This window comes from Bacillus sonorensis NBRC 101234 = KCTC 13918, from assembly GCF_001592005.1.
In the GTDB taxonomy this organism is placed as follows: Bacteria; Bacillota; Bacilli; order Bacillales; family Bacillaceae; genus Bacillus; species Bacillus sonorensis.
Window position 1 is genome coordinate 72405 of sequence record NZ_BCVZ01000003.1, and the last position, 25222, is coordinate 97626.

General features: G+C 44.4%; 25 protein-coding genes and 2 pseudogenes. 23 read left to right on the forward strand and 4 right to left on the reverse strand.

From position 1 onward, the window contains the following. The first annotated feature begins 112 nt into the window (after nt 1-112). The 5 genes and pseudogenes from pflB to BTR1S_RS05750 all read left to right on the forward strand — a co-directional run bounded on the left by pflB (nt 113) and on the right by BTR1S_RS05750 (nt 7127). A complete protein-coding gene (pflB, locus tag BTR1S_RS05730) occupies nt 113-2338 on the forward strand; it encodes a formate C-acetyltransferase (RefSeq protein ID WP_029418815.1) in 2226 nt (741 codons plus the stop codon). Nucleotides 2339-2398: 60 nt separating this feature from the next. Beyond that, nucleotides 2399-3163: a pyruvate formate-lyase-activating protein gene (gene pflA / locus BTR1S_RS05735; RefSeq protein WP_029418816.1), complete on the forward strand. Its 765-nt coding sequence runs from the start codon at nt 2399-2401 to the stop codon at nt 3161-3163. 110 nt (nt 3164-3273) lie between these two features. Then, a complete protein-coding gene (locus BTR1S_RS05740; RefSeq protein WP_006637143.1) occupies nt 3274-4476 on the forward strand; it encodes a DHH family phosphoesterase in 1203 nt (400 codons plus the stop codon). Nucleotides 4477-4590: 114 nt separating this feature from the next. Beyond that, nucleotides 4591-5742, forward strand: a pseudogene (locus tag BTR1S_RS05745) (glycoside hydrolase family 10-like protein); the annotation flags it as partial. Between the two features lie 527 nt (nt 5743-6269). Continuing rightward, nucleotides 6270-7127 (forward strand): RhaT/GlcU family sugar-proton symporter, encoded by an 858-nt coding sequence (locus tag BTR1S_RS05750; protein WP_006637140.1) that lies wholly within the window; start codon nt 6270-6272, stop codon nt 7125-7127. A 26-nt stretch (nt 7128-7153) separates the two neighbouring features. Here BTR1S_RS05750 and BTR1S_RS05755 read toward each other — a convergent pair whose 3' ends face one another. Next, nucleotides 7154-7879 carry an endonuclease/exonuclease/phosphatase family protein gene (locus BTR1S_RS05755; RefSeq protein ID WP_029418818.1) on the reverse strand — a complete coding sequence of 242 codons (726 nt, stop codon included), beginning with the start codon at nt 7877-7879 and terminating at the stop codon, nt 7154-7156. Between the two features lie 298 nt (nt 7880-8177). Between BTR1S_RS05755 and BTR1S_RS05760 the strand changes: the two genes are divergently transcribed. The 6 genes from BTR1S_RS05760 (at nt 8178) to BTR1S_RS05790 (ending at nt 12604) form a co-directional block, all read left to right on the forward strand. Continuing rightward, entirely contained in the window at nt 8178-8519 is a 342-nt protein-coding gene (locus BTR1S_RS05760) for an ArsR/SmtB family transcription factor (RefSeq protein WP_006637138.1), read from the forward strand. Nucleotides 8520-8647: 128 nt separating this feature from the next. After that, complete coding sequence (locus tag BTR1S_RS05765; RefSeq protein ID WP_029418819.1) at nt 8648-9946, forward strand: arsenical efflux pump membrane protein ArsB; 1299 nt, start codon at nt 8648-8650, stop codon at nt 9944-9946. An 18-nt stretch (nt 9947-9964) separates the two neighbouring features. Continuing rightward, the gene (gene arsC / locus BTR1S_RS05770; RefSeq protein WP_006637136.1) at nt 9965-10384 is read left to right on the forward strand and encodes an arsenate reductase (thioredoxin); all 420 of its coding nucleotides are present in this window, start codon (nt 9965-9967) and stop codon (nt 10382-10384) included. A gap of 327 nt (nt 10385-10711) precedes the next feature. Further along, on the forward strand, nt 10712-11086 hold the full coding sequence (locus tag BTR1S_RS05780; RefSeq protein WP_029418821.1) for a GntR family transcriptional regulator: 375 nt from the start codon (nt 10712-10714) through the stop codon (nt 11084-11086). A gap of 11 nt (nt 11087-11097) precedes the next feature. Further along, the gene (locus BTR1S_RS05785) at nt 11098-11967 is read left to right on the forward strand and encodes an ABC transporter ATP-binding protein (RefSeq protein WP_488168120.1); all 870 of its coding nucleotides are present in this window, start codon (nt 11098-11100) and stop codon (nt 11965-11967) included. Beyond that, the gene (locus BTR1S_RS05790) at nt 11951-12604 is read left to right on the forward strand and encodes an ABC-2 transporter permease (protein ID WP_006637132.1); all 654 of its coding nucleotides are present in this window, start codon (nt 11951-11953) and stop codon (nt 12602-12604) included. Before BTR1S_RS05785 ends, BTR1S_RS05790 begins: the two co-directional genes overlap by 17 nt. A gap of 41 nt (nt 12605-12645) precedes the next feature. Here the strand turns inward: BTR1S_RS05790 and BTR1S_RS05795 are convergent, their stop codons facing one another. Beyond that, the gene (locus BTR1S_RS05795) at nt 12646-13287 is read right to left on the reverse strand and encodes a helix-turn-helix transcriptional regulator (protein WP_006637131.1); all 642 of its coding nucleotides are present in this window, start codon (nt 13285-13287) and stop codon (nt 12646-12648) included. A 278-nt stretch (nt 13288-13565) separates the two neighbouring features. Between BTR1S_RS05795 and BTR1S_RS05800 the strand changes: the two genes are divergently transcribed. From BTR1S_RS05800 to BTR1S_RS23100, 3 genes and pseudogenes are all read left to right on the forward strand, one after another. Continuing rightward, nucleotides 13566-14180 (forward strand): superoxide dismutase, encoded by a 615-nt coding sequence (locus tag BTR1S_RS05800; RefSeq protein WP_029418822.1) that lies wholly within the window; start codon nt 13566-13568, stop codon nt 14178-14180. A 40-nt stretch (nt 14181-14220) separates the two neighbouring features. Continuing rightward, nucleotides 14221-14847: an FMN-dependent NADH-azoreductase gene (locus tag BTR1S_RS05805; RefSeq protein WP_029418823.1), complete on the forward strand. Its 627-nt coding sequence runs from the start codon at nt 14221-14223 to the stop codon at nt 14845-14847. Between the two features lie 32 nt (nt 14848-14879). Continuing rightward, nucleotides 14880-15155, forward strand: a pseudogene (locus BTR1S_RS23100) (DUF3817 domain-containing protein). Nucleotides 15156-15213: 58 nt separating this feature from the next. Here the strand turns inward: BTR1S_RS23100 and BTR1S_RS05815 are convergent. Next, nucleotides 15214-15669, reverse strand: a complete 456-nt coding sequence (locus tag BTR1S_RS05815) for an RraA family protein (RefSeq protein ID WP_051397519.1) — start codon at nt 15667-15669, stop codon at nt 15214-15216. 139 nt (nt 15670-15808) lie between these two features. Here BTR1S_RS05815 and BTR1S_RS05820 point away from each other — a divergent pair, with 139 nt between their 5' ends. From BTR1S_RS05820 to acnA, 5 genes are all read left to right on the forward strand, one after another. Continuing rightward, the gene (locus BTR1S_RS05820; RefSeq protein ID WP_029418825.1) at nt 15809-16684 is read left to right on the forward strand and encodes a LysR family transcriptional regulator; all 876 of its coding nucleotides are present in this window, start codon (nt 15809-15811) and stop codon (nt 16682-16684) included. Nucleotides 16685-16982: 298 nt separating this feature from the next. Continuing rightward, nucleotides 16983-17069 carry a hypothetical protein gene (locus BTR1S_RS23695; protein WP_411809802.1) on the forward strand — a complete coding sequence of 29 codons (87 nt, stop codon included), beginning with the start codon at nt 16983-16985 and terminating at the stop codon, nt 17067-17069. A gap of 34 nt (nt 17070-17103) precedes the next feature. Beyond that, complete coding sequence (locus BTR1S_RS22960; protein ID WP_029418826.1) at nt 17104-17304, forward strand: PrpF domain-containing protein; 201 nt, start codon at nt 17104-17106, stop codon at nt 17302-17304. 1 nt (nt 17305) lies between these two features. Next, on the forward strand, nt 17306-17572 hold the full coding sequence (locus tag BTR1S_RS22965; protein ID WP_255265706.1) for a PrpF domain-containing protein: 267 nt from the start codon (nt 17306-17308) through the stop codon (nt 17570-17572). A 30-nt stretch (nt 17573-17602) separates the two neighbouring features. Continuing rightward, on the forward strand, nt 17603-20344 hold the full coding sequence (acnA, locus tag BTR1S_RS05835) for an aconitate hydratase AcnA (protein WP_029418828.1): 2742 nt from the start codon (nt 17603-17605) through the stop codon (nt 20342-20344). 16 nt (nt 20345-20360) lie between these two features. On the opposite strand, the gene BTR1S_RS05840 is transcribed toward acnA, so the two are convergent. Continuing rightward, entirely contained in the window at nt 20361-21068 is a 708-nt protein-coding gene (locus tag BTR1S_RS05840) for a cytochrome c biogenesis CcdA family protein (RefSeq protein ID WP_029418829.1), read from the reverse strand. 191 nt (nt 21069-21259) lie between these two features. Here BTR1S_RS05840 and BTR1S_RS05845 point away from each other — a divergent pair, with 191 nt between their 5' ends. The 4 genes from BTR1S_RS05845 to manR all read left to right on the forward strand — a co-directional run bounded on the left by BTR1S_RS05845 (nt 21260) and on the right by manR (nt 25150). Next, complete coding sequence (locus tag BTR1S_RS05845; RefSeq protein ID WP_029418830.1) at nt 21260-21808, forward strand: TetR/AcrR family transcriptional regulator; 549 nt, start codon at nt 21260-21262, stop codon at nt 21806-21808. 2 nt (nt 21809-21810) lie between these two features. Continuing rightward, a complete protein-coding gene (locus BTR1S_RS05850; protein ID WP_029418831.1) occupies nt 21811-22140 on the forward strand; it encodes a DMT family transporter in 330 nt (109 codons plus the stop codon). A 16-nt stretch (nt 22141-22156) separates the two neighbouring features. Then, nucleotides 22157-22504, forward strand: a complete 348-nt coding sequence (locus BTR1S_RS05855) for a DMT family transporter (protein WP_029418832.1) — start codon at nt 22157-22159, stop codon at nt 22502-22504. A 708-nt stretch (nt 22505-23212) separates the two neighbouring features. Continuing rightward, nucleotides 23213-25150 carry a mannose transport/utilization transcriptional regulator ManR gene (gene manR / locus BTR1S_RS05860; RefSeq protein WP_034326013.1) on the forward strand — a complete coding sequence of 646 codons (1938 nt, stop codon included), beginning with the start codon at nt 23213-23215 and terminating at the stop codon, nt 25148-25150. Nucleotides 25151-25222: the final 72 nt, after the last annotated feature.

Sequence of the window (25222 nt, forward strand, 5' to 3'; positions counted from 1 at the left end):
GTTAAGAATTTCACATACTTGTGACTTTTTTCACATTCAAACCTGTTCTACAGATCATAAGATATATATGTAACAGCTGTTATAAAAATGATTAAAAAAAGAGGTGGACGAGATGGAACAATGGAAAGGCTTCACCACAAATGTATGGCAAAAAGAAGTAAACGTACGGGATTTCATTCTGAATAACTTTCAGCCTTATGAAGGCGACGAATCGTTTCTGCAGCCTCCAACCGAAGCGACAACTGCATTATGGGATCAAGTCATGGAGTTATCGAAAAAAGAGCGTGAAAACGGCGGTGTTCTTGACATGGATACGGAAATCGTATCAACCGTCACATCGCATGGACCCGGCTATTTAAATCAAGACCTGGAAAAAGTGGTCGGCGTTCAGACAGATGAGCCATTCAAACGCTCCCTTCAGCCATTCGGCGGCATTCGCATGGCAAAGCAAGCCTGCCAATCATACGGATTTGATTTAAATCCGGAAGTCGAAAGAATTTTTACAGACTACCGCAAAACGCATAACCAAGGTGTATTTGACGCCTATACAGATGAAATGAAGCTGGCCCGCAAGGTCGGAATCATTACAGGTCTTCCCGATGCATACGGACGCGGACGCATCATCGGCGACTACCGCCGGGTCGCTCTTTATGGTGTGGATTTCTTAATCAGCGAAAAGAAAAAAGATGCAGCCGGCACATCAAACATCATGTCTGAAGAAAACATCAGGCTGCGCGAAGAGCTGTCAGAGCAAATTCGGGCATTGAAAGAATTGAAAGAGATGGCCGCAGGATACGGCTTTGACATTTCACAGCCGGCTGCAAATGCGAAAGAAGCGTTTCAATGGCTGTACTTCGGATATTTGGCCGCCATTAAAGAGCAAAATGGAGCCGCGATGAGCCTTGGCCGCGTCTCAACGTTCCTGGATATTTATATTGAAAGAGATTTGCAGAATGGGGTGCTGACAGAGGAGGAGGCACAAGAGCTTGTCGATCATTTCGTCATGAAGCTCCGCTTAGTAAAATTCGCCCGTACGCCGGAATACAATGAATTGTTCAGCGGCGACCCGACATGGGTAACAGAATCAATCGGAGGAATGGCACAAGACGGCCGCGCTCTTGTCACAAAAAACTCGTTCAGATTCCTTCATACGTTGGACAATCTGGGTCCTGCACCTGAACCGAACTTGACCGTACTTTGGTCTGTCAGACTTCCTGATGGCTTTAAACAATACTGCGCCAAAATGTCCATAAAAACGAGCTCGATCCAGTATGAAAATGATGATATCATGCGTCCCGAATATGGTGATGATTACGGTATCGCTTGCTGTGTATCAGCAATGGCAATCGGCAAACAAATGCAGTTTTTCGGAGCACGCGCCAACTTGGCGAAAGCGCTTCTTTATGCGATTAACGGCGGAAAAGACGAAAAGCATAAGATGCAGGTCGGACCGGAAATGCCGCCAGTCGCCTCAGACATTTTGGATTATGATGAAGTCATGCATAAGTTTGATCAAACGATGGAATGGCTTGCAGGGCTGTATATCAACACGCTGAACATCATCCATTATATGCATGATAAATATTGTTATGAAAGGGCGGAAATGGCGCTCCATGACACTGAAATTCTTCGCACAATGGCGACTGGAATCGCGGGATTGAGCGTTGTCGCTGACTCGTTAAGCGCTATTAAATATGCAAAAGTGAAAGCGGTCAGGGATGAAAATGGCATTGCCGTTGATTTTGAAACAGAAGGCGATTTCCCGAAATACGGAAATAATGACGACCGCGTGGACGCCATCGCTGTCGACATTGTTGAAAAATTTATGAAAAAGCTGCGCAAACACCAGACATACCGGAAATCCATGCCGACAATGTCCATATTAACGATTACATCAAATGTCGTATACGGGAAGAAAACCGGAAATACGCCAGACGGCCGCCGGGCGGGTGAACCATTTGCCCCGGGAGCAAACCCGATGCACGGACGCGATACAAAAGGTACGCTTGCTTCCCTTTCATCAGTGGCAAAACTTCCTTACAGCTATGCGTTGGACGGAATTTCGAACACGTTTTCCATCATCCCGAAAGCTCTCGGCAAAGATGAAGCAAGCCGCGCTGCCAATTTATCAAGCATTCTTGACGGATATGCCGAAAAAGCGGGCCATCACTTAAATGTTAACGTATTCAACAGGGAAACATTGTTGGATGCGATGGAACATCCAGAGGAGTATCCGCAATTAACCATTCGCGTATCAGGCTATGCGGTGAACTTCATTAAGCTGACAAAAGAACAGCAGTTAGACGTCATCAGCCGCACATTCCATGAAACCATGTAACATCAATCATGCGGGGCGTCCTTCGGCGCTCCGCTCCCATCACAAGGGGTGATCCACATGATGCACGGTCGCATCCATTCGATTGAAACATTTGGCACGGTCGATGGGCCGGGTATTCGCTATGTCGTCTTTATGCAGGGCTGTATATTGCGCTGCCAGTTTTGCCATAATGCGGATACCTGGGAAATCGGAACAGGAAAACAAATGTCCGTTTCTGAAATCGTCGATGATATCCAATCCTATCTCCCGTATATGAAATCTTCCGGAGGCGGGATAACAGTGAGCGGGGGAGAACCGCTTTTACAGCTGCCGTTTTTGATCGAACTGTTCAAGGCCTGCAAAAAACACGGCATTCATACGGCGCTTGATTCTTCGGGCGGATGCTATTCCAAGGCAGACGCATTCCAGGAGCAGATCAGCGAATTGATCCAATATACCGATCTCGTTTTGCTGGATGTAAAACAAATCGACCGTAAAAAGCATATGAAACTAACCGGAATGCCGAATGATCATATTTTGGAGTTCGCCGAATTCCTCAGCGATCATCATATCCCTGTCTGGATCCGCCATGTCCTTGTTCCCGGCATCACGGATATTGATGACGATTTGAACCGGCTCGGAACGTTTATCGGAGGCCTTTCAAACGTCGAAAAGGTTGAAGTCCTCCCATACCACAAGCTCGGTGTCTACAAATGGGAAGCGCTTGGACTTGAATACCCATTAAAAGAGGTCGAACCTCCCGATGAAGAACGGATTGAACATGCATACAGATGTTTGACTGCTCATGTAAACTTCAGGAAGCCGTTTACCGAAACACTTGCATAAAAACGCCGCCTTTTTACAATAGTAAAACAGATGTTGGAAGTGAAACCTGCTTCCCTATATAAAAACGGCAGGCTATAAAAACAATAAACATAAGCAGGGTGGACAGCATGATGTATCATTTGTATTCTCATAATGACCTGGACGGAGTCGGCTGCGGAATCATCGCAAAGGCGGCCTTTGGCGAGCAGGTGGAGGTACGCTACAACTCCGTCACAGGCCTGGATGTCCAGGTTGAACGGTTTTTAGACAGAGCGAAAGACAAAGGAAAAAAAAAGGGCGGTTTATTTATCACGGATTTATCCGTTCATCAAGAAAATGAAAACAGGCTGAATGAATATGCCGAAGCAGGCGGACAGGTCAAACTCATCGATCACCATAAAACAGCGCTCCATTTGAACGAATACCCATGGGGAATGGTAAAAGTCGAATATGAAGACGGAAGACTCGCCTCAGCCACTTCTCTTTTTTATGAATACTTGGCTGAAAACGGCCTGATCGAGAAAACGAAAGCGATGGATCAGTTTGTCGAGCTCGTCCGGCTTTATGACACATGGCAATGGGAAGAAGCCGGCGCACTTCAGGCGAAGCGGCTGAATGACCTGTTTTTTATGGTGTCCATCGATGAATTTGAAGAAAAAATGCTCCGGCGCCTGAAAGAGAACGGCGAATTTTCTTTTGACGAATTCGAGGAAAAAATTCTCGATATGGAAGAAGAAAAAATCGAACGGTACATTCGCAGGAAAAAGCGGGAAATCGTACAGACCTTTATTCACGGGCACTGTGTCGGAATCGTCTATGCCGAAAACTATCATTCAGAAGTCGGAAACGAGCTGGGGAAGGAATATCCCCACCTTGATTATATTGCGATCTTGAATATGGGCGGTAAAAAGGTGAGCCTTCGCACCATTCATGATGAAACAGACGTTTCAGAGATCGCCGGCACATTCGGCGGAGGAGGCCATGCCAAAGCAGCCGGATGCCCGCTGACAGACGAAGTGTTCAGGCTGTTCGTACAAGAGCCGTTTCCGATTGAACCGCTTAGAGCCGACGCTTTCAGAAACATATATAATCTGAAAGAATCTGAAAACGGATCGCTTTATGCAAACAGAGAAGAGGATCAATTTTTCCTCTTTCCGGCCGAAAACGGCTGGAACATTCAATTGAACGGGGTCATACAGCACGAAACCTTTGCTTCCTTTCAAGAAGCCGAGCGGTTTATCAAGCGGAATTATGCGGCTTGGCTTGTCAGGGATGAGCCATTTGTCCAATTTCTGATGCAGCACGTCAAAGACCATCTTCATACAACAGGCTAAGACACAAAAAGTCTTAGCCTGTTATCCTATACAAATGCACCGTTTTGACATATAATAACAGAAAGTTCAGAATTTTTCTAAAAGGGGTGGATGCTCATGAACGTGATGTGCGAAAACAGCCAATCAAGGGAATTCCGGGCGGTGTGGATCGCCACTGTCACAAACATCGACTGGCCTTCGCAAAAGGGCCTCACAGTGGAGCAGCAGAAAGAGGAGTACCTGAAGCTGCTGAATGATGTGACAGAGATGGGAATGAACGCTGTCGTCGTTCAGATCAAACCGACGGCTGACGCCTTTTATCCTTCCGCATACGGACCATGGTCTGAATATTTAACAGGGATCCAAGGAAAAGACCCGGGATATGATCCGCTTTGTTTTTTGCTTGAAGAAGCGCACCGGAGAGATCTCGAATTTCACGCATGGTTCAACCCTTATCGAATCACGATGAATCATACCGATTTGAACAGGCTGTCAGCAGATCATCCGGCGAGAAAGCATCCGGACTGGGTTGTCGCCTACGGAAGCCAGCTGTTCTACAATCCCGGCATTCCAAAAGCGCAGGATTTTATCGTCAAAGGAATAGAGGAAGTCGTCAAAAACTATGACATAGACGCTGTTCACATGGATGACTATTTTTACCCGTATAAGATAGCGGGCAAAGAATTCCCCGACTTTGATACGTATGAACAATACGGAAAAGACCGCTTTGCCAATATTGAGGATTGGCGGAGAGACAACGTCAACCAGCTCGTTAAACAGATCAACAGTGCTATTAAAAAAGAAAAACCGAATGTCAAATTCGGAATTAGTCCGTTCGGCGTCTGGCGGAACAAAGCAGATGACCCGACAGGATCGAACACGACAGCAGGAATGACCAATTATGACGATCTTTACGCAGATACGAGAGAATGGATTCAAAAAGGATACCTCGATTACATTGCCCCGCAAATTTACTGGAGCATCGGTTTTGCCCCGGCAGCCTATGACATCTTAGTCGACTGGTGGAAGAATGAAGTCAATAACCGCCCCGTTCATTTATATATTGGACAAGCAGCCTATAAAATCAATAACAACTCTGATCCGGCCTGGTCCGATCCCGAAGAATACCCAAGGCAGATCGCCTTAAACCGCACATCGCATGTGTCAGGAAGCATTCATTTCAGCCTGAAGGATTTAAACCGCAACCCGCTCGGCGTCAAAGACAGGCTGACGAGTGACCTGTACCGCACCCCCGCTCTGATTCCCGAAATGCCCTGGCTCAATTCAAAGCGGGAAACATCTCATGACCCTTCCTGACAAAAAGAAAGGAACAACAGGACCTTCCGTCGAAAAAGAACCGTACAAAAAGAGTTGACGGAAGCGGGTTCCGGCCTTTATGGATCAAATAGCGGCTGAAAAACCTGCCGGCGTTTATGAAAGAAGACGGTTTTGTTCTCGGTTTGTACGCAAAAGAAGGAAGAATGGGTGATTACAATGGGCGGGATTAGCCGATTAAAAAAATCAATCCAACACATATCGAATGGCAGCTCGGCCACTCGCCACAGCAAAATTCGTTTATACCATGCAATCTGGAATGGGGGCGAAAAAAGTGGAGGGTGTTTGAAGGCGGCGGTATGCGGATGTCCTTCATCCCCGCCCAGCAGTATGACGGGATTTTATTTTTCAAAAACGTGCATCCGGTTTGAAACAAGTGGATACTCCCGAATGTCATTTCGGGGTATTTTTTTGTTTTAAAAATTCCGTTTCAGTAAACCTTAAGAAGTAAAGACACAAAAAGAAAGGTTTACATTCACATGGATATTTTCTTAGCCATTTTACCCGCAATCTTCTGGGGCAGCATTGTATTGTTTAATGTCAAATTAGGCGGCGGACCATACAGCCAGGTGCTTGGAACGACGATCGGCGCTTTAATTTTTTCAGTCGGTGTCTATTTTGTCGTTCAACCTGAATTATCCCCCAAAATTTTTGCGGTTGGTATCATTTCCGGTGTATTTTGGGCGCTTGGCCAAACCAATCAGCTGAAAAGCATCCAATTGATCGGCGTTTCAAAAACAATGCCGATCTCTACAGGGCTTCAGCTCGTGTCGACCTCGTTATTCGGCGTCCTTGTTTTTCATGAATGGGCGACAACGATTTCGATCGTTCTCGGTGTACTGGCGCTGATCTTCATCATCGCCGGAGTCGTATTGACATCATTGGAAGACCGCCGGCAAAAATCTGAAGAAAAAAACGGAGATATGAAAAAAGGAATCATCATTTTGTTGATTTCAACACTGGGTTATCTTGTGTATGTCGTAGTCGCGCGCTTCTTTCATGTCAGCGGCTGGGCGGCTCTTTTTCCGCAAGCCATCGGAATGGTGGCCGGAGGATTGCTGTTTACATTCAGACACCATCCGTTTAATTTTTATGTAATTAAAAATATTATTCCCGGTTTAGTCTGGGCGGCGGGAAATATGTTTTTATTCATTTCCCAGCCGCGGGTCGGTGTAGCGACCAGTTTTTCTTTATCACAGATGGGGATCATCATCTCTACGCTCGGCGGAATCATTCTGCTTGGCGAGAAAAAGACAAGACGCCAGCTGATCGGGATTATCATCGGGATTATACTAATCGTAACAGCCGGCGTATTGTTAGGGATCGCAAAGGCGTAAAAGGACGGCATCCAATGTCCGTCCTTTTACATTTTGATCACGGCCTTCAGCGGCAAATGGTCAGAAGCTCCCGGATTCATGGTAACGACTTCAGCCTGAACCACCTGAAGACAAGGACTGGCAAAGATATAGTCGAGCCGTTTCTTCGGACGCCTGGACGGATAGGTAAAACCAGGTCCGCCTCCGGCAGCTTCCCATACATCGGAGAGCAGCTCTGTGACCGTTTTCCAGCCTCCGGAGCGGGGCTTCATATTCCAGTCACCCAATACAATCGCGGGCTGATCAAGCTGTTTGATCCTTCTGAGGATGTAGCCGGTTTGTTTTCTATGAAGAAAGGGATTTAAACTTACATGCGTGACAAACAGATAAACCAGCCGCCCATCGATCTGCACGGCTGTTTCAAGCAATGACCTTCCCTCAATCACCCCTCGGACAAAATCAAACTTATGATGCCGTTCATCCACAATCGGAAACCGCGTCAAAAGGGCATTTCCATATTGTCTTGCCGGTGAAGAGCATTCTGAGCGCAGCGACAGAGAAGGGCAGTACGCATGCTCCATCTTCAGCTCTTTCGCCAGCCAGCTGATCTGATCTTCATAGCGGCTTCTTTTGGAGAAATGCCGATCCACTTCATTAAGACCGATGATATCGGCCCCGCTTTCAGCAATTAAATCGGCGATCCTTTGCAGATCAAGGCGCCGGTCGCTTCCCTTTCCATGATGAATATTAAACGTCATAATGCTGAGGTTCATGGATATCCCGCCTGTTCAATGGATTCTCAATTAGGGTGCCTCCAAAGCGGAGATTTTATTTTTCCGCCCCATTTTCCGTCATGACATCTGGACAAACTGAAATTCCTGCAATTTCTTGATAAATCATCCTGGGAGGCTGGATTGAAAATCGATCATAAAGCGATCGTTCTTGCTTTTAGCTTTCCTCATTCGTTATCACTGTAAAACCGGTAAAGCAATCAACAAAATTACTTATTGATTATATAAGAAAATGTTTATATAATGATTGTTGACATTTATCAGGCAGGAGGGGAGTGGCATGGCTGTACAAACGAAGCTTGATTGCAAAAGAACCGTGAACTGTATGAAGATATTAAGCGACCCGACAAGACTGCTCATGCTGAAATTGCTTCAAGAAAAACCGTATTGCGTTTGTCAGCTCGTCGACATGTTCGAAACGAGCCAGCCCGCGGTCAGCCAGCATATCCGCAAATTGAAACAGGCGGACATGATCAAGGAAGACCGAAGGGAACAGTGGCGTTTTTATTCACTGCGTGACGATTTTCCGGAACGCGAATTAGTAGAAGCCGTTCTCAATCAATTAGAGGATGATGTTCTTCAAGCGGTCAAACAAAAAGCAAAGCCAGTGTCATGCGGCTAGGGTTTTGCACAAACAGATTCGCCGGACAGTGAAGCGCCTGCAAGCCGCAGGCTGCACACCTTTCCATAGACTATATAACAATTTGCTTATATAAAAGATTTGATACATAGCATAAAGGAGGAATGAAATTGTCTTCAACGATTTTAGCAGCCGTGATTTTTCTGCTGACGCTTATACTCGTGATTTGGCAGCCGAAGAATTTATCGATCGGCTGGTCAGCCTGCGGCGGCGCCGTATTGGCTTTCATCACCGGAGTCGTTGATGTCCAGGATGTTCTGGATGTCACGGGGATCGTATGGAATGCGACATTGACCTTTGTCGCGGTCATCATCATTTCGCTGATTCTCGATGAAATCGGATTTTTTGAGTGGGCTGCCTTGCATATGGCCAAAGCAGCAAAGGGAAACGGGATCAGGATGTTTATATACGTATCCGTCTTGGGCGCCATTGTCGCCGCATTATTTGCCAATGACGGGGCTGCGTTGATTTTGACACCGATTGTTCTTGCGATGGTACGCGCCCTGAATTTCAAAGAGGCACTCGTATTTCCATTTATAATCGCGAGCGGATTTATTGCGGATACCACATCGCTTCCGCTTGTTGTCAGCAACCTTGTCAATATCGTTTCGGCAGATTTCTTTCATATCGGCTTTATTGAATATGCGGCGCGGATGATCGTTCCAAATCTGTTTTCACTTTTAGCAAGCATGGTCGTCCTTTATTTGTTTTTCCGAAAGAGCATCCCGCGGCATTATGACATGACATATGTGAAACAACCGAAGGAAGCCATTAAAGATGAGAAGATATTCCGCTTGTCATGGCTTATATTAGCCATTCTTTTAGCCGGCTATTTCGTCAGCGAGCTCTTTTCCATTCCCGTATCCATCATTGCAGGGGTAATTGCCGTTATTTTCATAATGGCAGCGAAAAACAGTTCGGCTGTTGAAACGAAGAAAGTGCTGAAAGGCGCCCCTTGGGCGATCGTCTTTTTCTCGATTGGCATGTATGTCGTCGTATACGGTTTGCGAAACGCCGGTTTAACAGCTGTCCTCTCTCAGGTGATACAAGCTGCCGCTGATCAAGGAATGTTTGCCGGAACGATCGCCATGGGCTTTATCGCGGCAATTCTGTCTTCTGTCATGAACAATATGCCGACTGTTATGATTGATGCGCTTGCCATTCAGCACACGGATACCCACGGAATCATGAGGGAAGCATTGATCTATGCCAATGTCATCGGCTCCGACCTCGGTCCGAAAATCACGCCGATCGGCTCACTGGCGACACTTTTATGGCTTCACGTCCTTTCATTGAAAGGTGTGAGAATTTCCTGGGGAACTTATTTTAAAACAGGAATCATTTTAACGATTCCGACGCTTTTCATCACGCTTGTCGGACTATATATTTGGCTTTTGATCATTCACTAACAAAGGAGACGATAACCAATGACAAAGAAAACGATTTACTTTTTATGCACAGGAAACTCCTGCCGCAGCCAAATGGCTGAAGGCTGGGCGAAATCACATCTCGGAGACGAATGGGACGTATACAGCGCGGGCATTGAAGCTCACGGATTGAACCCGAAGGCCGTGAAAGCCATGAAAGAAGCGGGCATCGATATTTCCGGGCAGACGTCGGATATAATTGATCCGGACATCTTAAACAATGCAGACCTTGTCGTTACCTTGTGCGGAGACGCGGCTGACAAATGCCCGATGACGCCTCCGCACGTCAAGCGGGAACATTGGGGCTTTGACGATCCGGCAAAAGCCGAAGGGACCGAAGAAGAGAAATGGGCATTTTTCCAGCGGGTTCGCGATGAAATCGGCGAACGCATCAAACGTTTTGCGGAGATAGGGGAATAAAACGACCATTAGAAACAGCCGATCCCCATGATACGGGCGATCGGCTGTTTTTATGCGGCCGCATTTCCAGACCAGTGTCCATTGAATGCCATACCTGCTGCAAGACACGGGGAAAAAATGCCGATGGATACTGACATGTTATCGTTGATGAACATATCTCTTTTGTTCAGATTCCGGCACAGGCAGACTGGGGAAGCCATTACTTCAAATGAAAGACCTCCATATCAAGATCAAGCGGAGGTCTTTTTTTATAGCGAGGTTGACAACGGTGTTATTACTGTTTATATTGTATATATACAGTAATAACGAATTGAGGGATGTTATGCATTGAATATATTGATTTCAAATGCTTCTGATGAGCCGATCTACATGCAGATCGTAAACCAATTCAAGGAACAAATCGTAAAGGGGGAGCTGGCAGAAGCAGAGCCGCTCCCATCGATCAGAAATCTTGCCAAAGAACTTAAAATCAGCGTCATTACAACGAAAAGAGCCTATGACGAGCTCGAAAAAGAAGGATTTATCGTTACCGTTGCAGGAAAAGGGTCGTATGTCGCAGCCATCAACACGGAGATGCTGCGGGAGACGAAAGTGAAAATGATCGAAGAAAAAATGACTGAAGCCATTACAGAAGCCAAGCTTGCCGGCTTAACTTTGAAAGAGCTCCAAGACATGCTCAGGCTGATATATGAGGGGTGGTAGCATTGGATAAGATATTGGAAATCAAGAATGTATCGAAAAACTTTAAAGATTTTTCATTAAAAAACATTAATTTCAGCCTTGAAAAAGGCTATATTATGGGCTTTATCGGGCCAAATGGCGCGGGGAAAAGCACAACAATCAAACTGATCATGAATTTAATCAAAAAAGACCAGGGAGAAATCAATATTTTCGGTCTGGATCATGAACGGCATAATCTCGCGATTAAACAGAGAATCGGCTTCGTTTATGATGAAAATCATTTTTACGAAGAGCTGACCGTAAGCGAAATGAAGGGGATCATCAGCCCGTTTTACGCCAGATGGGATGAAGCCGCTTTTCAGCAATATGCGAAAGACTTCCGCCTCCCTCTAAAGAAACAGATTAAACATATGTCAAAAGGGATGAAGATGAAGTTCTCATTAGCGATCGCTCTTTCGCATCATGCAGATCTGCTTATCATGGATGAGCCGACTTCGGGATTGGACCCTCTTGTCAGATCTGAACTTCTCGATGTTCTGCAAACATTGCTTGAAGACGAAAACAAATCGATTTTCTTTTCGACACATATTACATCAGATTTAGAAAAAGTCGCCGATTATATCACGTTAATCAATAACGGCCAGTTGGTATTAAGCAAGACAAAGGATGAGCTTTTAGAAGAATATTGCATTGTCAAAGGGAGTCATGACACGCTCCATGCAGGAGGGGAAGGCATCCTGATCGGCCTTAAGAAAAACCGCTTTGGTTTTGAAGGGCTGTCCAGACATAAGCGGGAAGTCGTTCAGCAATTCGGGGATTCGGTGATGATTGAAAAACCTACATTAGAAGATATTATGGTGTTTTCCACTGGCAGGAGTGATCAAGATGTTCCATCTTATTAAAAAAGATATTTTGATGCAAAAAAAAGCGTTAAAATTGTCCATTCTATTAATGGTCTTTTTCACTTTTACCCTCGCTAACATCGGGCAAGTCGGATTTTTGGTCAGCGTATTGGCCGTCACATATCAATTGGCCTTAGGCGCAAGCTCTTTGGAGGATAAAAATAACAGCGATAAAATACTGATCAGCCTTCCGATCAGGAAAAGCACGATTGTATTGTCAAAATACGCATCGATCTATGTGTACGCCGCGTTCGCCATTCTGATCTACTATGTCGTTTATCTGGTCATCAAGCTGGTAAACGCTCCGCTTGATATTTCTTTCAATTTAACGGGAATTTTGGGCGCAGCGGTCACGGTCACCTTGTTTTGTTCGATATCGTTTCCGCTGATTTTCAAGTATGGCTATCTAAAATCGCGAATGGCCAATATGGTGATCTTTTTCGTATTCATATTTGGAGGATCAGGCTTATTCAAATTTTTAAACCAGGGGCCGGCGTCTTGGAATCAAAGCATCATAGCGTTTCTCCAAAATGCAACAGAGACGGGGGCGATCGCGCTTTTAATTTGTGTGCTGCTGCTGATTCTGATATTGTCATATACTGTGTCTCTACATTTTTATCAAAAACGAGAGTTCTAGCATGAAAAACCACCGGCAGCGATACCGGTGGTTTTCATTTGCTATGCTTCTTTCGTTTTGTTGAACAGCACCAAAAAACGGCAATGATCGCCATCGTCAGCCCTGCATGTCAGCCTTTTCACCTGTTCCGTGCCCAAGACTTTTTTAAACATCTCGGTCTCACAGGCACAGGCTTTTTTAAATTCTTTTGCCACAGCGAAGATGGGGCAGTTATGTTCAACGATTTCATATGTTTCATCATCTATTTTTGTAACATCGGCCATATAGCCTTTTCCATTTTGGATCGTTGTAAGCTCTTCGATTTTTTCTGATGCTGTCTTCCCCCTCATATTGGGCAAGTAGCTGTTTTTTTGCCGTTCGCTTCTTTTTTCCAACAGATAATCGATAATGTCTTCACCATGCAATTCTTTTAGATCATGAAGAAATTCAACCGCCATATGTTCATAGTTTTTCGGAAAAAGCTCTTCGGCTTTAGGGGACAGCGAATATACCAGAAGCGGGCGTCCCATCGGCTGTCTCACTTCGCTGATGGTGAGAAGTGAATCCCGCTCTAACACATTCAGATGTTTTCTGACAGCCATTTCGGTTATTCCCAAATAGTTAGAAAGCTGATTGACGGTCAGCTGTTTCTCCTTTTTTAACAGTTCAAGTATTTTATCTTTTGTCGAGAGCCTGGAATCCATTTGATCACCCGCCTTTTTTCAAGAATGTTGAACAATTAAGTTTATCATATTTCAGTAAAAGAAACCAAGCTTTAACAAGCGCGCCATCGCCTTAAAACCAACACGAATCGCCGATTGAAAAGGGGCTTCTCGTCACTGTTGGCGGGCTAATCGAACCGATCAGTCAGAGGAGGGAGAAAAACTACCGGCAACTTTTTAAACTTAATGGTTGAAAAAGTTTATAAAATGAATTTATAATAGATTCATAACCTAATCCATACATATGAGGAGGAAATAACATGTCAAAATATGAACTTCCTGAATTGCCATATTCTTTTGACGCGCTTGAACCTTATATTGACGAGGAGACGATGAAGATTCACCATGACCGCCATCATGCTACATATGTGAATAATTTAAATGCAGCATTGGAAGGCCATGATGATCTCGCCGGCAAAACTGTTGAAGAGCTGATTGCAAACCTTGATGCAGTGCCCGACAGTATTCGCATAGCCGTTCGCAACAACGGGGGAGGGCATGCAAACCACAGCCTGTTTTGGAATATCCTTTCTCCAAACGGAGGCGGCGCGCCTTCAGGCGAGATTGCAAAAGCGATCGATCAAACGTTTGGAAGCTATGATCAATTTAAAGAAGAATTTGCGAAAGCAGCGGCCGGACGATTTGGCTCAGGCTGGGCTTGGCTTGCCGTCGACAAAGACCGTTTGGTGATTACCTCTACACCTAACCAGGACAGCCCGCTCATGGAAGGTCAAAAACCGGTCCTCGGACTTGATGTGTGGGAACATGCCTACTATTTAAATTATCAAAACAAACGTCCTGATTACATTTCCGCTTTCTTCAATGTCGTCAACTGGGACGCGGTCAATCAATATTATCAGGCTGCCCGCGGATAGAAGATTTTGTTACAGGGCTTGAACGATGGAGGTTTTTTAAATGGCAAAGGTTTTATTTATCAAAGCAAACTCGCGTCCGGCCGAACAGGCGGTGAGCGTAAAGCTTTATCAGGCATTTTTGGACAGTTATAAAAAATCGCATCCTGAAGATCAAACAACAGAGCTGGATTTATTTAAAGAAAATCTGCCTTACTATGACACAGATATGATCAACGGGATGTTTAAATTGGCAAAGGGCATGGAACTGACAGATGCTGAAAAAGAAGCTGCAGGGCTTGTTCAGAAATATTTAGATCAGTTCCTTGCAGCCGACAAAGTCGTTTTCGCATTTCCGCTCTGGAATTTCAGCGTTCCATCCGTGCTTCACACATATCTGGACTACCTTTCACAAGCCGGCAAGACCTTCAAGTATACGCCTGAAGGACCTGTCGGGCTGATTCATGACAAAAAAGTGGCGCTTCTTAATGCCAGAGGAGGCGTCTACTCAGAAGGGCCTGCACAATCAACGGAAATGGCTGTTAACTATGTGAATAACATTCTGCATTTCTGGGGCGTAAAAGACTTGACAACCGTCATTATCGAAGGACACAACCAATTCCCAGACCGGGCCGAACAAATCATCGAAGATGGATTGAAAAAAGCAGAAGCCGCGGCCGTTAATTTTTAATAAAATTCACAGTCGAAAGCAGGTTTCCATTCATGACAACATCCATCAAGCTCCTGCGCGTCATCGGTATTGGTTGAAGGAATCTCCTATTTGGCCATTGCTCTTCATCGCGATGCCGTTTAAATACTTTGCCGGTTATTCCGGCCTTGTTCAGAGCTTCGGCATGATACACGGATTGTTTCTCCTGTTTGTGCTGATGCTGGTTCCTTCACCGCTGGGCGTTCATCAGCGTTCTCGGAGCTTTCATGGCATCGCTCTTGCCGTTTGGCACGTTTGTTCTCGATATCCGTCTGAGGAAAAGGCAGTGAGGCGGTAAGCGTCTGGTCTTAATCAAAAGAAGGATCTCCCAGGGGAGGCCCTTCTTTTTTATTCTGAAAGAATCTCATCAAGATGCTGCCGCACAGCCTGGGAATTCGCGGAAATATGGTCTGCCCGTTCTTGATCTTTATTCATCTTTTCCAGCGCTTTTAAAAAAATCGTCTCTTCACCTGTCTGCGGGATGATCACCACTCCATCCGCATCGCCTGCAATAATATTTCCCGGCTGAACCTGAACCCCTCCGCAGGAAATGGGCAGATCCCTGCCTTGCCGCTTGCAGCAACAGTCGTTCCCTTTGCATCTATGATTAACGCATTTCCTGGTCTCGCTTTCCGTTTCGCTCTTAGCACCACTGTGTTGTCTCCGACAGGCATTTTTTCCGGTAAAAGCTCTATCATTCTCTTTCAGAGGTTTGATGGCGGGGTCTAAATGGTTCAGTCCCTGCATGGCATCAGAAATACAGTGAGGCGGAATGTCTTCAAGCCGATTCAAAATATTATTCATTTTCATTCCTCCAACATCAAATTGATTTTACTTATGAATAACTAATCATATTAAATGCTGTTTATAAAATGTTAATATAATATTGACAGACATAACCTGTCTGCATAACAGATTCACACGACTCATGGGGGATGAAAGGATGAAGGATCAGGACTGGATCATCATACAAACACTTTATAAACATAAAAACATCACAAAAACGGCCCGGGAATTATTTATATCTCAGCCTTCTATAACGAAACGCCTCCGTCAAATCGAAAAGGAATTCGGCGTCACCGTCGTTCAGAGAGACAGAAGGGGGGTTCATTTTACAACCCAAGGAGAGTTTTTGGCAAAGGCCGCGGATGAAATTCTATTCAAATTTCGCGACATTAAAGAAAAAGTACAAAATATGGGCCAGCAAGTGACCGGAACATTAAGAATAGGCGTATCCCATTATTTTACGAAATACCAGCTTCCAGGGATTTTGAAAAAATTCAAAATGAAATATCCTCAAGTCGACTTTCAAGTGACGACCGGCTGGTCCCGGGACATTTACAATCTGGTGTATCATCGGGAAGTCCATGCCGGATTTATCCGCGGAAATTATGAATGGCCGGATCAGCGGCATTTGCTGTTTAATGAACCGATTTGCATTGCGTCGATTGATGACATCGATCTGCAAAATCTCCCAAGCCTTCCGCGAATCGATTACCAGACAGAACAATCATTTGAAGACATCCTGAAAAACTGGTGGGTCAGTAACTATTCTGAACCGCCCCTTATTGGGATAAAAGTGGACAAGGTAGATACTTGCAGAGAAATGATCATCAACGGTTTGGGATATGCGATCGTTCCAAGACGAATATTCGCTGAGGATGAAAAGGTGAATAAAATAGACATTAAAGACCGGGAGGGACATCGGATTTTAAGGGAAACATGGATGTGTTACTACGATGAAATTCTTGAAATCAACACAGTCCGCGCATTTATCGACTTTATAAAAGAGCTTGATCTGGCCCGGCAAACATTATGAAATCTTCTCCAAAAGAACCTTCTTCACGGTTCTTTTTTGTTTTAGATATTCAAAATTATTATTGTTAATCATCAAAAATGAGTATTTTTTTTATGTCTAAAACTGAACTAAAATAAGCGATATATTGACAGAAATGATATGGAGGTTGATTACAGATGTCTCAGTTTTCTGTTCCGTGCGCAGTTTACAGCGACGGTACAAGCCGCGGGCTATTTTTTATTAAGAGGGGTCTTCCTGAGGAAGCAGTGCTGCAAAGGAAGATTTCTTAGATGGAATCGATTCTTATAACCTTTCGCAAATTAACGGATTAGGAAGCGGAACGTCTCATACCAGCAAGGTTTGCATTATCAACCGGTCATCGTTCGAAGGCGCTGATATCGATTAGACGTTTTACCAGATAGGGATTGGCGAAGAATTAGTTGATTACAAAGGAAAAAGGTACGTGCGGAAACCTAATGGCCGCTGTCGGGACCTTTGCGGTCGATGAAGGGTATGTAAAAGCCGCTCCGCATGATCAAGCAGTTCAAGTTTCGATCTATAAAACGAACATCAAAAAAATGCTTCACAGCGCAAGAATATGTTACGCCGGCCGGAACACCTATAAAAGCAGAGGAGATTGATATTACAGCCAAAATGCTGTCAATGGGCAAATTTCAACGTACATTTGCTGGGAGCGGCTTATATTGTTTGGCTGCGGCTTCTTTGCTGAAAGATACTAAATCGAACCGACTTACCAGAAATAAGGGATGCCAACAGAAGCAAATCATCCGTATCGGACATCTGGAAGGAGTTGCTGAAGTAAATATCGGGTTAACCGCTGATGACCGTGACGTCTCATTCGTCGGATTGAACCGTACGGCGAGAAGAATCATGAAAGGCGATTTATAATCATGAAACAGAAGAGGGAGGAATACGATAATGAGCATGAAAACGATTTTTGACGCCCGCTCATCTTTTTTACTTAACGGAAAAAAATATTATTATTATCGCCTGCAGGCATTAGAAGATGCATGTATAGCGAATGTATCAAAACTTCCTTTTTCAATTAAGATTTTACTGGAGTCTTTATTACGCCAGTATGACGGGAAGGTGATCAGGAAAGAGCACATAGAAAACCTGGCAAAATGGGGAACCGATGAAATGAAACAAAACGTTGACATTCCGTTTAAGCCTGCCCGAATCGTTCTTCAGGACTTCACCGGGGTTCCCGTCGTTGTCGACCTTGCATCCTTAAGAACAGCAATGGCTGAAATGGGCGGTGATCCGGAACAGATCAATCCAGACATTCCGGTTGACCTAGTTATTGACCATGCCGAACAGGTTGATCAATTCGGCACGCCCGATGCATTCAAGCATAATGTAGAACGCGGCTTTGAATTAAATTACGAACGCTATGCGTTCTTTAAATGGGCGACTCAATCGTTTGATAAATTCCGTGCCGTACCGCCGTCAACAGCGATTATTCATCAGGCAAACCTGGAGTACTTGGCTAAAGTCATATGCAAAAGCAGGGGGGACAACGGGGAATATACGGCTTATCCCGATACTTGCTTAGGGACTGATTCCCACACTCCGATGATTAACGGAATCGGAGTTGTTGGCTGGGGGACGGGTGGAATCGAAGCTGAAGCGGCCATGTTGGGACAGCCGTCTTATTTTTCGGCTCCTGAAGTGATCGGAATCAAATTAAAAGGAAAGCTGCCTTCAGGAGCAACAGGAACCGATTTGGCGCTTTACGTCACATCTCTGCTGCGAAAGAAAAAAGTCGTCGGAAAATTTGTTGAATTTTTTGGAGATGGCGTCAGTGCCTTGTCTGCTGCAGACAGAGCCACCGTATCCAACATGTCCCCGGAGAACGGAGCAACCATGACCATTTTTCCAATAGACGAGGAAACGCTGAACTATTTGCGTCTTTCAGGACGTTCAGAAGAGCAAGTCATGCTTGTAGAAACCTACTGCAAAGCAAACGGGCTGTTCTTTTCTTGCGATACCGAAGAGCCGGCCTATACGGAAGTAATCGAACTCGATCTATCAGTGATCGAGACAAGCGTTGCGGGGCCGAAACGCCCGCAGGATATCATGCCGCTGTCAGAAGTTAAAGATACGTTCAGAAGATCGTTAACAAAACAGGTCGAGCATCACGGATATGGACTAACTCAAAAAGAAATCGAAAAAACAGCCGACGTATATCATAAAAACTGTAGAAACTCAAAATTAAAAACCGGGTCAATCGTTTTAGCAGCGATTACAAGCTGTACCAATACATCAAATCCGAATGTTATGATCGGTGCGGGTTTGCTGGCCAAAAAGGCGGTAGAAAAAGGACTGACCGTTCCCCCGCATGTAAAAACCAGCCTCGCTCCGGGATCGAAAGTCGTGACCGACTATTTAAAAAAAGCGAATCTGCTACCTTTTCTTGAGAAATTGGGGTTTTACCTTGTAGGTTACGGCTGTACAACTTGTGTCGGGAACTCGGGACCGCTTTCTCAAGAAGTGGCCAAGACGATCATCGATAACGATATGATCGTATCAGGTGTATTATCAGGAAATCGTAATTTTGAAGGACGCATCCATCCCTTGATTAAAGCAAATTTCCTTGCGTCGCCTCCATTGGTCATCGCATATGCCATCGCCGGAACAATCGATATCAACCTCCGCGATGAACCGCTAGGAAAAGACTTAAACGGCCATGATGTGTATCTGAAAGACTTGTGGCCCCAAGATTCTGACATTCGAAACGCGATATTCGAGACCATCACTCCGGACCTTTATAAATACCGTAACGAGAAAATATTTACCGGAAACAAAGATTGGAATCAATTAGATACCGACAAAGGACTGCTGTACGAATGGGATCCTGATTCAACCTATTTGCAAAATCCGCCGTTCTTTAGGGAAATGTCAAGTGAACCTGATGAAATCGGACCGCTTCAGGAACTTAGAGTACTTGCAAAGCTGGGAGATTCCATCACGACTGACCACATTTCCCCGGCAGGCGGAACAATACCCGAAAACAGTAAGGCAGGCCGATATTTACTGGAGAAAGGGGTAAAACCGGGAGACCTCAGCTCCTTCGGGTCCCGGAGGGGAAATCACCATGTGATGATCCGCGGAGGCTTCTCAAACATACGCCTGAGAAATCAGACGGCCCCGGGAACAGAAGGAGGGGTCACCACCTATTTCCCTACTGGAGAAATAATATCCATTTATGATGCGGCAATGAAATATCAGAAGGACGGAACCGGTCTGCTCGTTATCGCCGGAAAGGATTATGGAATGGGAAGCTCCCGCGACTGGGCGGCAAAGGCGACAAAGCTTCTCGGTGTAAAAGCCGTTCTTGCCCAAAGCTTCGAACGTATTCATCGAAGCAACCTTGCCTTAATGGGGGTTGTTCCGCTTCAATTTAAGGAAGGCGAAAATGCAGAGACACTTGGCTTAACAGGCAGAGAGCATTTTGAATTCCATATCGATGAACATATCACGCCTTGTAAAATGATAAAAGCGATTGCACTAAAACCGAATGGAACAAAAAAAGAATTCGAAGTTACCGTACGTTTTGACAGTGAAGCAGAAATTGAGTACTATCGCCACGGTGGGGTTTTGCAAATGGTTTTAAGAAACAAACTGAAAAAAAAGAACGAAAAGACGCCAAATAGATGAAGTTTGGCGTCTTGCTTTACAATAGATTCGTAAGATCGGAAAACCATATATTAATCCATACGATTTGATTCGTGTACAAGAGAATGCCGATGAAAACGAGCATTCCTCCGCCGATTTTCATCAACACATGCGAGTACTTTGTAAAAAATTTCACCTTTCCGATGAAAAACGCCATCACTAAAAACGGAATTGCAAATCCCAACGAATAGGCCGTCACAAGCATAAGCGTCCTGGCCGGATCGGGATTCGTGAAATTGGCGTACGCAATCGTTCCGAAAATGGGCCCGATACACGGCGTCCAGCCGGCCGCAAAAATAATTCCGACAAGTATGGAATTCAACACGCCGATTTTTCCTTTTCTAAACGAAAACCTTCTCTCCTTCAACATGAATGCCGGCTGAAAAACCCCCAATAAAAACAAACCCATTAAACAAATAAAAATCCCGCCAAGCATCCTGATCAGGTTTTTATATTCAGAGAAAATCGAACCGACAGAGCTGGCCGAAAAGCCGATAATGTAAAAAATCAACGAAAAACCGATCAAAAAAGAAGCCGCATGAAGCAGCACCGTTTGATTGACGCCCTTTGTCTGCCTGCTTTTTAAATCGCTTACAGAAAAGCCCGTAATGTAAGAAATAAAAGAAGGGTACAACGGCAGACAGCACGGGGAAATAAACGATAAGAACCCTGCGCCGAACGCGAGCCATATCGTTACGCTTTGCATCTGATCATCTCCTTAAAACCGCAGTAAACTACAGCAATGATAACATTCCAAATAGTGGGTCGTCTACAATTATATACAAAAGAAAAAGGGAGGCAGCTTATTAGAATCGAATGAGTTTTCTGCACATATTGTATTGTAATTGACAAAAAACCGTCCAGACGGCACAGTAAAATTACGAGGAGGGAACTGAAATGGAATCAAAAGCGAATGCAAAACGGCAGCTTATTTTACATACGGCGAAACAAATCGTCCTTGACCATGATTTTAATGCCCTAACCTTAGATGCAGTAGCGAAACGGGCCGGAATCAGCAAAGGGGGGTTGCTGTATCACTTCCCAAATAAAGAATCGTTGATAAAAGGGCTTGCGCAATTTATTTATGAGGAAATGGGTGCAACCTTAACAAAAGCCGCTGAGGCTGATCCAATTGAGAAGGGAAAATGGACCCGCGCATTAATAGAAGCGGCCAGACTGGACCTGGAACATCACGCTGAACTGAATGTGGGTGTTTTTGCAGCCTCTTTGCTGGACCCGGACGCATCTGTACATATTTCCCACAGCTATCAAGCGATCCTGTCCAAACTGGATGACGACGGAATCGATCCGGTCACCGCGACCATTATTCGATTGGCGATAGACGGTCTTTATTATGCTCAAATGCTAAATGTCGCTCCCGTAGAGAAGGAAATGCGGCAAGAGGTCATTCGGCGGTTGCTCGCGATGACCAAAAAGGAGGGATAACGGTGAACCCTTATGTACTACTAACCTTTGCTATTACCGGTGAAGTGTTCGGCAGTTCCATGCTGAAAGCCGCAAACGGATTTAAAAAATTATGGCCCAGCATTGGCGTAGTGATCGGATACGGGACGGCTTTTTATGCCTTATCTTTAACACTGAAAACGCTGCCGCTTGGAATCTCTTATGCCATATGGTCGGGATTGGGGACAGCATTGACAACTTTGATCGGAATCGCGGTATATAAAGAAGCGTTTAATCGAAAAAAGCTGTTTGGGCTTATTCTCATTATAGGCGGAATCATTCTTTTAAATGCTGCAAAAGGCGGAGCTCATTAAGAAAGGACGGCTAAAGATGAAAGGCTATGTTTATTTAGGATTTTCGATTATTGGAGAGGTATTTGCGACGGCAATGCTCAAAATGTCGGAGGGATTTACAGTCTTGCTTCCAACCATTGGAGTGATAATCGGCTATGCGCTTTCGTTTTATCTGATCTCCTTATCCCTTAAAACGATTCCGTTAAGCTTGGCTTATGCTGTTTGGTCAGGCGTAGGCACGGCATTAGCCGCTTTAATCGGCGTTGTGGTTTGGAATGATCCGTTTAACATGCAGATGTTATGTGCGATCATTCTCATTATAGGCGGAGTTGCACTTTTGAACAGTTCAAAACATCCGCAAACAAAAAAAGAACCGTCAATTTGACGATTCTTTTTTTAACAAATGAAGACCATTTAGCCGGCTTTGACTTGAAAACAGCAGATCAGCGAGTGATTCGGCGCTTACCAAGGGTGGCGGACATAAGGTCATCGGGGATCTTTGTATCAACTATAATATCAATCTGATGAGTGCAGATGAAAAAAGGCTTGACGACTTCTTTTGCCTGATCAGCAAACAAGCCAAAACACTTCCGCCGAAATAGCAGAGTCCCACGATTCAATCAAAATGCAGCAGAGATCACAAATCAATTTATCCAGCACACTTAGACATGTCAACAGTCACCGTATACAGCTAAAATAAAAAATTTGATTTACAAAATGACCAAGCTTGCTAATTATATAGAAACGTTTGTTCCGCATGAAGAAATAACACGAATATAAAAATCAAGCAGGGAACGAAAAGGCTTGAAAAGCTGTGAAAATCGACTAAAACAATGTGTTGGATGATTCAGAGCCGTATAATTTGTGAAGGTCGATACATGATACCCACTCTTTCTTTTTGTGAAAGCAACATCATGTTTCATTCTTCCATTATTTGATAAAGTCTATTTTTCCGGAAGTTTCGGTAAAAAATCGAACTTTTGACACTTTTATTTCACTTTATAATGTAAACGGTTTCGTATGTAGTATACTTATACTATCAATTCATCATATCGCGACATATACAGGAAGGATAGAAAAACAGGTGGCATTCATGAATACTAGGCAAAAAGAAATTTTATATCTGTTGTTATCTGAACCTGAGGACTACTTAATCGTGCAAGATTTCGCAGACAGGGTAAAGTGTTCTGAAAAAACGATCCGGAATGATTTGAAAACGATTGAACATTACCTCAATGAACATTCCAATGCTCAGCTTATTCGAAAACCAGGCTCAGGCGTGTACTTGCAAATAGACGAACATGAAAAAATGCGGTTAAGTCATCAGCTGCACAAAGAACATCAGCGCGTAAATGAACAAAGCGATGAAGAAAGAGTGCTGCAAATTGCATTTCTCTTGCTGATGAATACAAAGCCGGTGACAGCGAAAGAACTCGCCGAGCAGCATTTTTTAAATAAATCCGCGATTAAAGGCGATTTGAACATGATAAAAGAATGGCTGAAACGGTTTCAGTTAACATTGATTTCTAAACAGCGGCTTGGTTTGTTGATAGAAGGAGATGAGAAGAATAAAAGAAAGGCATTGGCCAGAATCTCGGATTTGATTGATAATCAAGAATTGACCAGTCAATTTATTAAAAAGCAGTTTTTGCGTCATGAGGTCACATTTGCGGCGAATGAATTGCGATCACTGCAAAAGCATCATTCTCTATTTTTCACAGACGAAACATTTGAAAGTCTATTATTGCACACATTGCTGATGATCCGCCGAATCAAAATGAAACAGCCGATCGCCATTCCCCAAAAAGAAATGGCGATTGTCCAGGAGAAAAAAGAGTATCAATGGACATCCGAATTGATGAAACGGCTTGAACACGTTTTTTCCATCCATTTCCCTAAAGAAGAGATCGTGTATTTAACATTGCATATTTTAGGCGGGAAGGTGCGCTATCCAATCGAAAAAGAGAAGAACGTTAAAAACCCTTTGCTTTTTAACGTTTTGCAGTATTTGGTTGACCGCGTGTCCGAACTGAAAATGCTTGATTTCCGCAAGGATCAGGCTTTGATCAATGGCTTGGGCGTTCATTTAAATACAGTGTTAAACCGGCTGAATTATGACCTTTCTGTCTCAAATCCAATGCTGAATGATATAAAAAAGATGTATCCATATATGTTTCATACCGTGGTTGACGTTCTGGAGGATATGAATCAGTCATTCTCCCTTTCTATTCCCGAGGAAGAAGCTGCATATCTTACTTTGCATTTTCAAGCGGCTATCGAACGCATGAACGGCATCAGCCAGACAAAAAAGAAGGCCGTCATCGTATGTCATATGGGAATCGGAATGTCGCAATTACTACGGACAAAAATTGAACGGAAATTTCATCAAATCGCTGTGATCGACTGCATCGCAAAAGCGGATTTAGCGGATTACTTAGCTGGGCGCGGTGATGTGGAGCTTGTCATCTCTACGGTATCCTTGGAAGAATTGAAGATTCCCCATGTTGTTGTATCACCGCTCTTGGAGTCAGGTGATGAGAGGAAGCTGGGCGTTTTTATGGATCAGCTTGATGAATCATCCCGCCGTAAGCAAAAAGCATTTCAGATGTTAAATAATACGACTCCTTTTTTAGTGTTCTTGCAGCAAAAATCAGAACACCGCTACAAACTAATTGAACAGTTGGCAACGGCTTTATATGAAAAAGGCTATGTCGAAAAGGAATACGCCGCTCATGCCGTCATGCGGGAAAAAATGTCGGCGACAAACATCGGGGCAGGCATCGCGATTCCACATGCAAATGCAAAATTTATTAAACAATCAGTCATTGCCATTGCCACGTTACAAGAGCCGCTTGATTGGGGGACTGAAAAAGTGTCGCTTGTCTTCATGCTGGCCGTGAAACATGAGGATCAAAGCATGGCAAGACAATTGTTTCATGAGCTTTCCTATCTGAGCGAGCAGCCTGATTTCATTCAAAACCTGACGAAGGAAACAGATGTGATGAGATTCTTATCTTATTTGGATTATTAAAAGCTGGGCAAAGGATGCCCTGCTTTTTTGTTTGATCAGGAAAAAAGCCGATTTTGCCGGAAATTGCGGTAA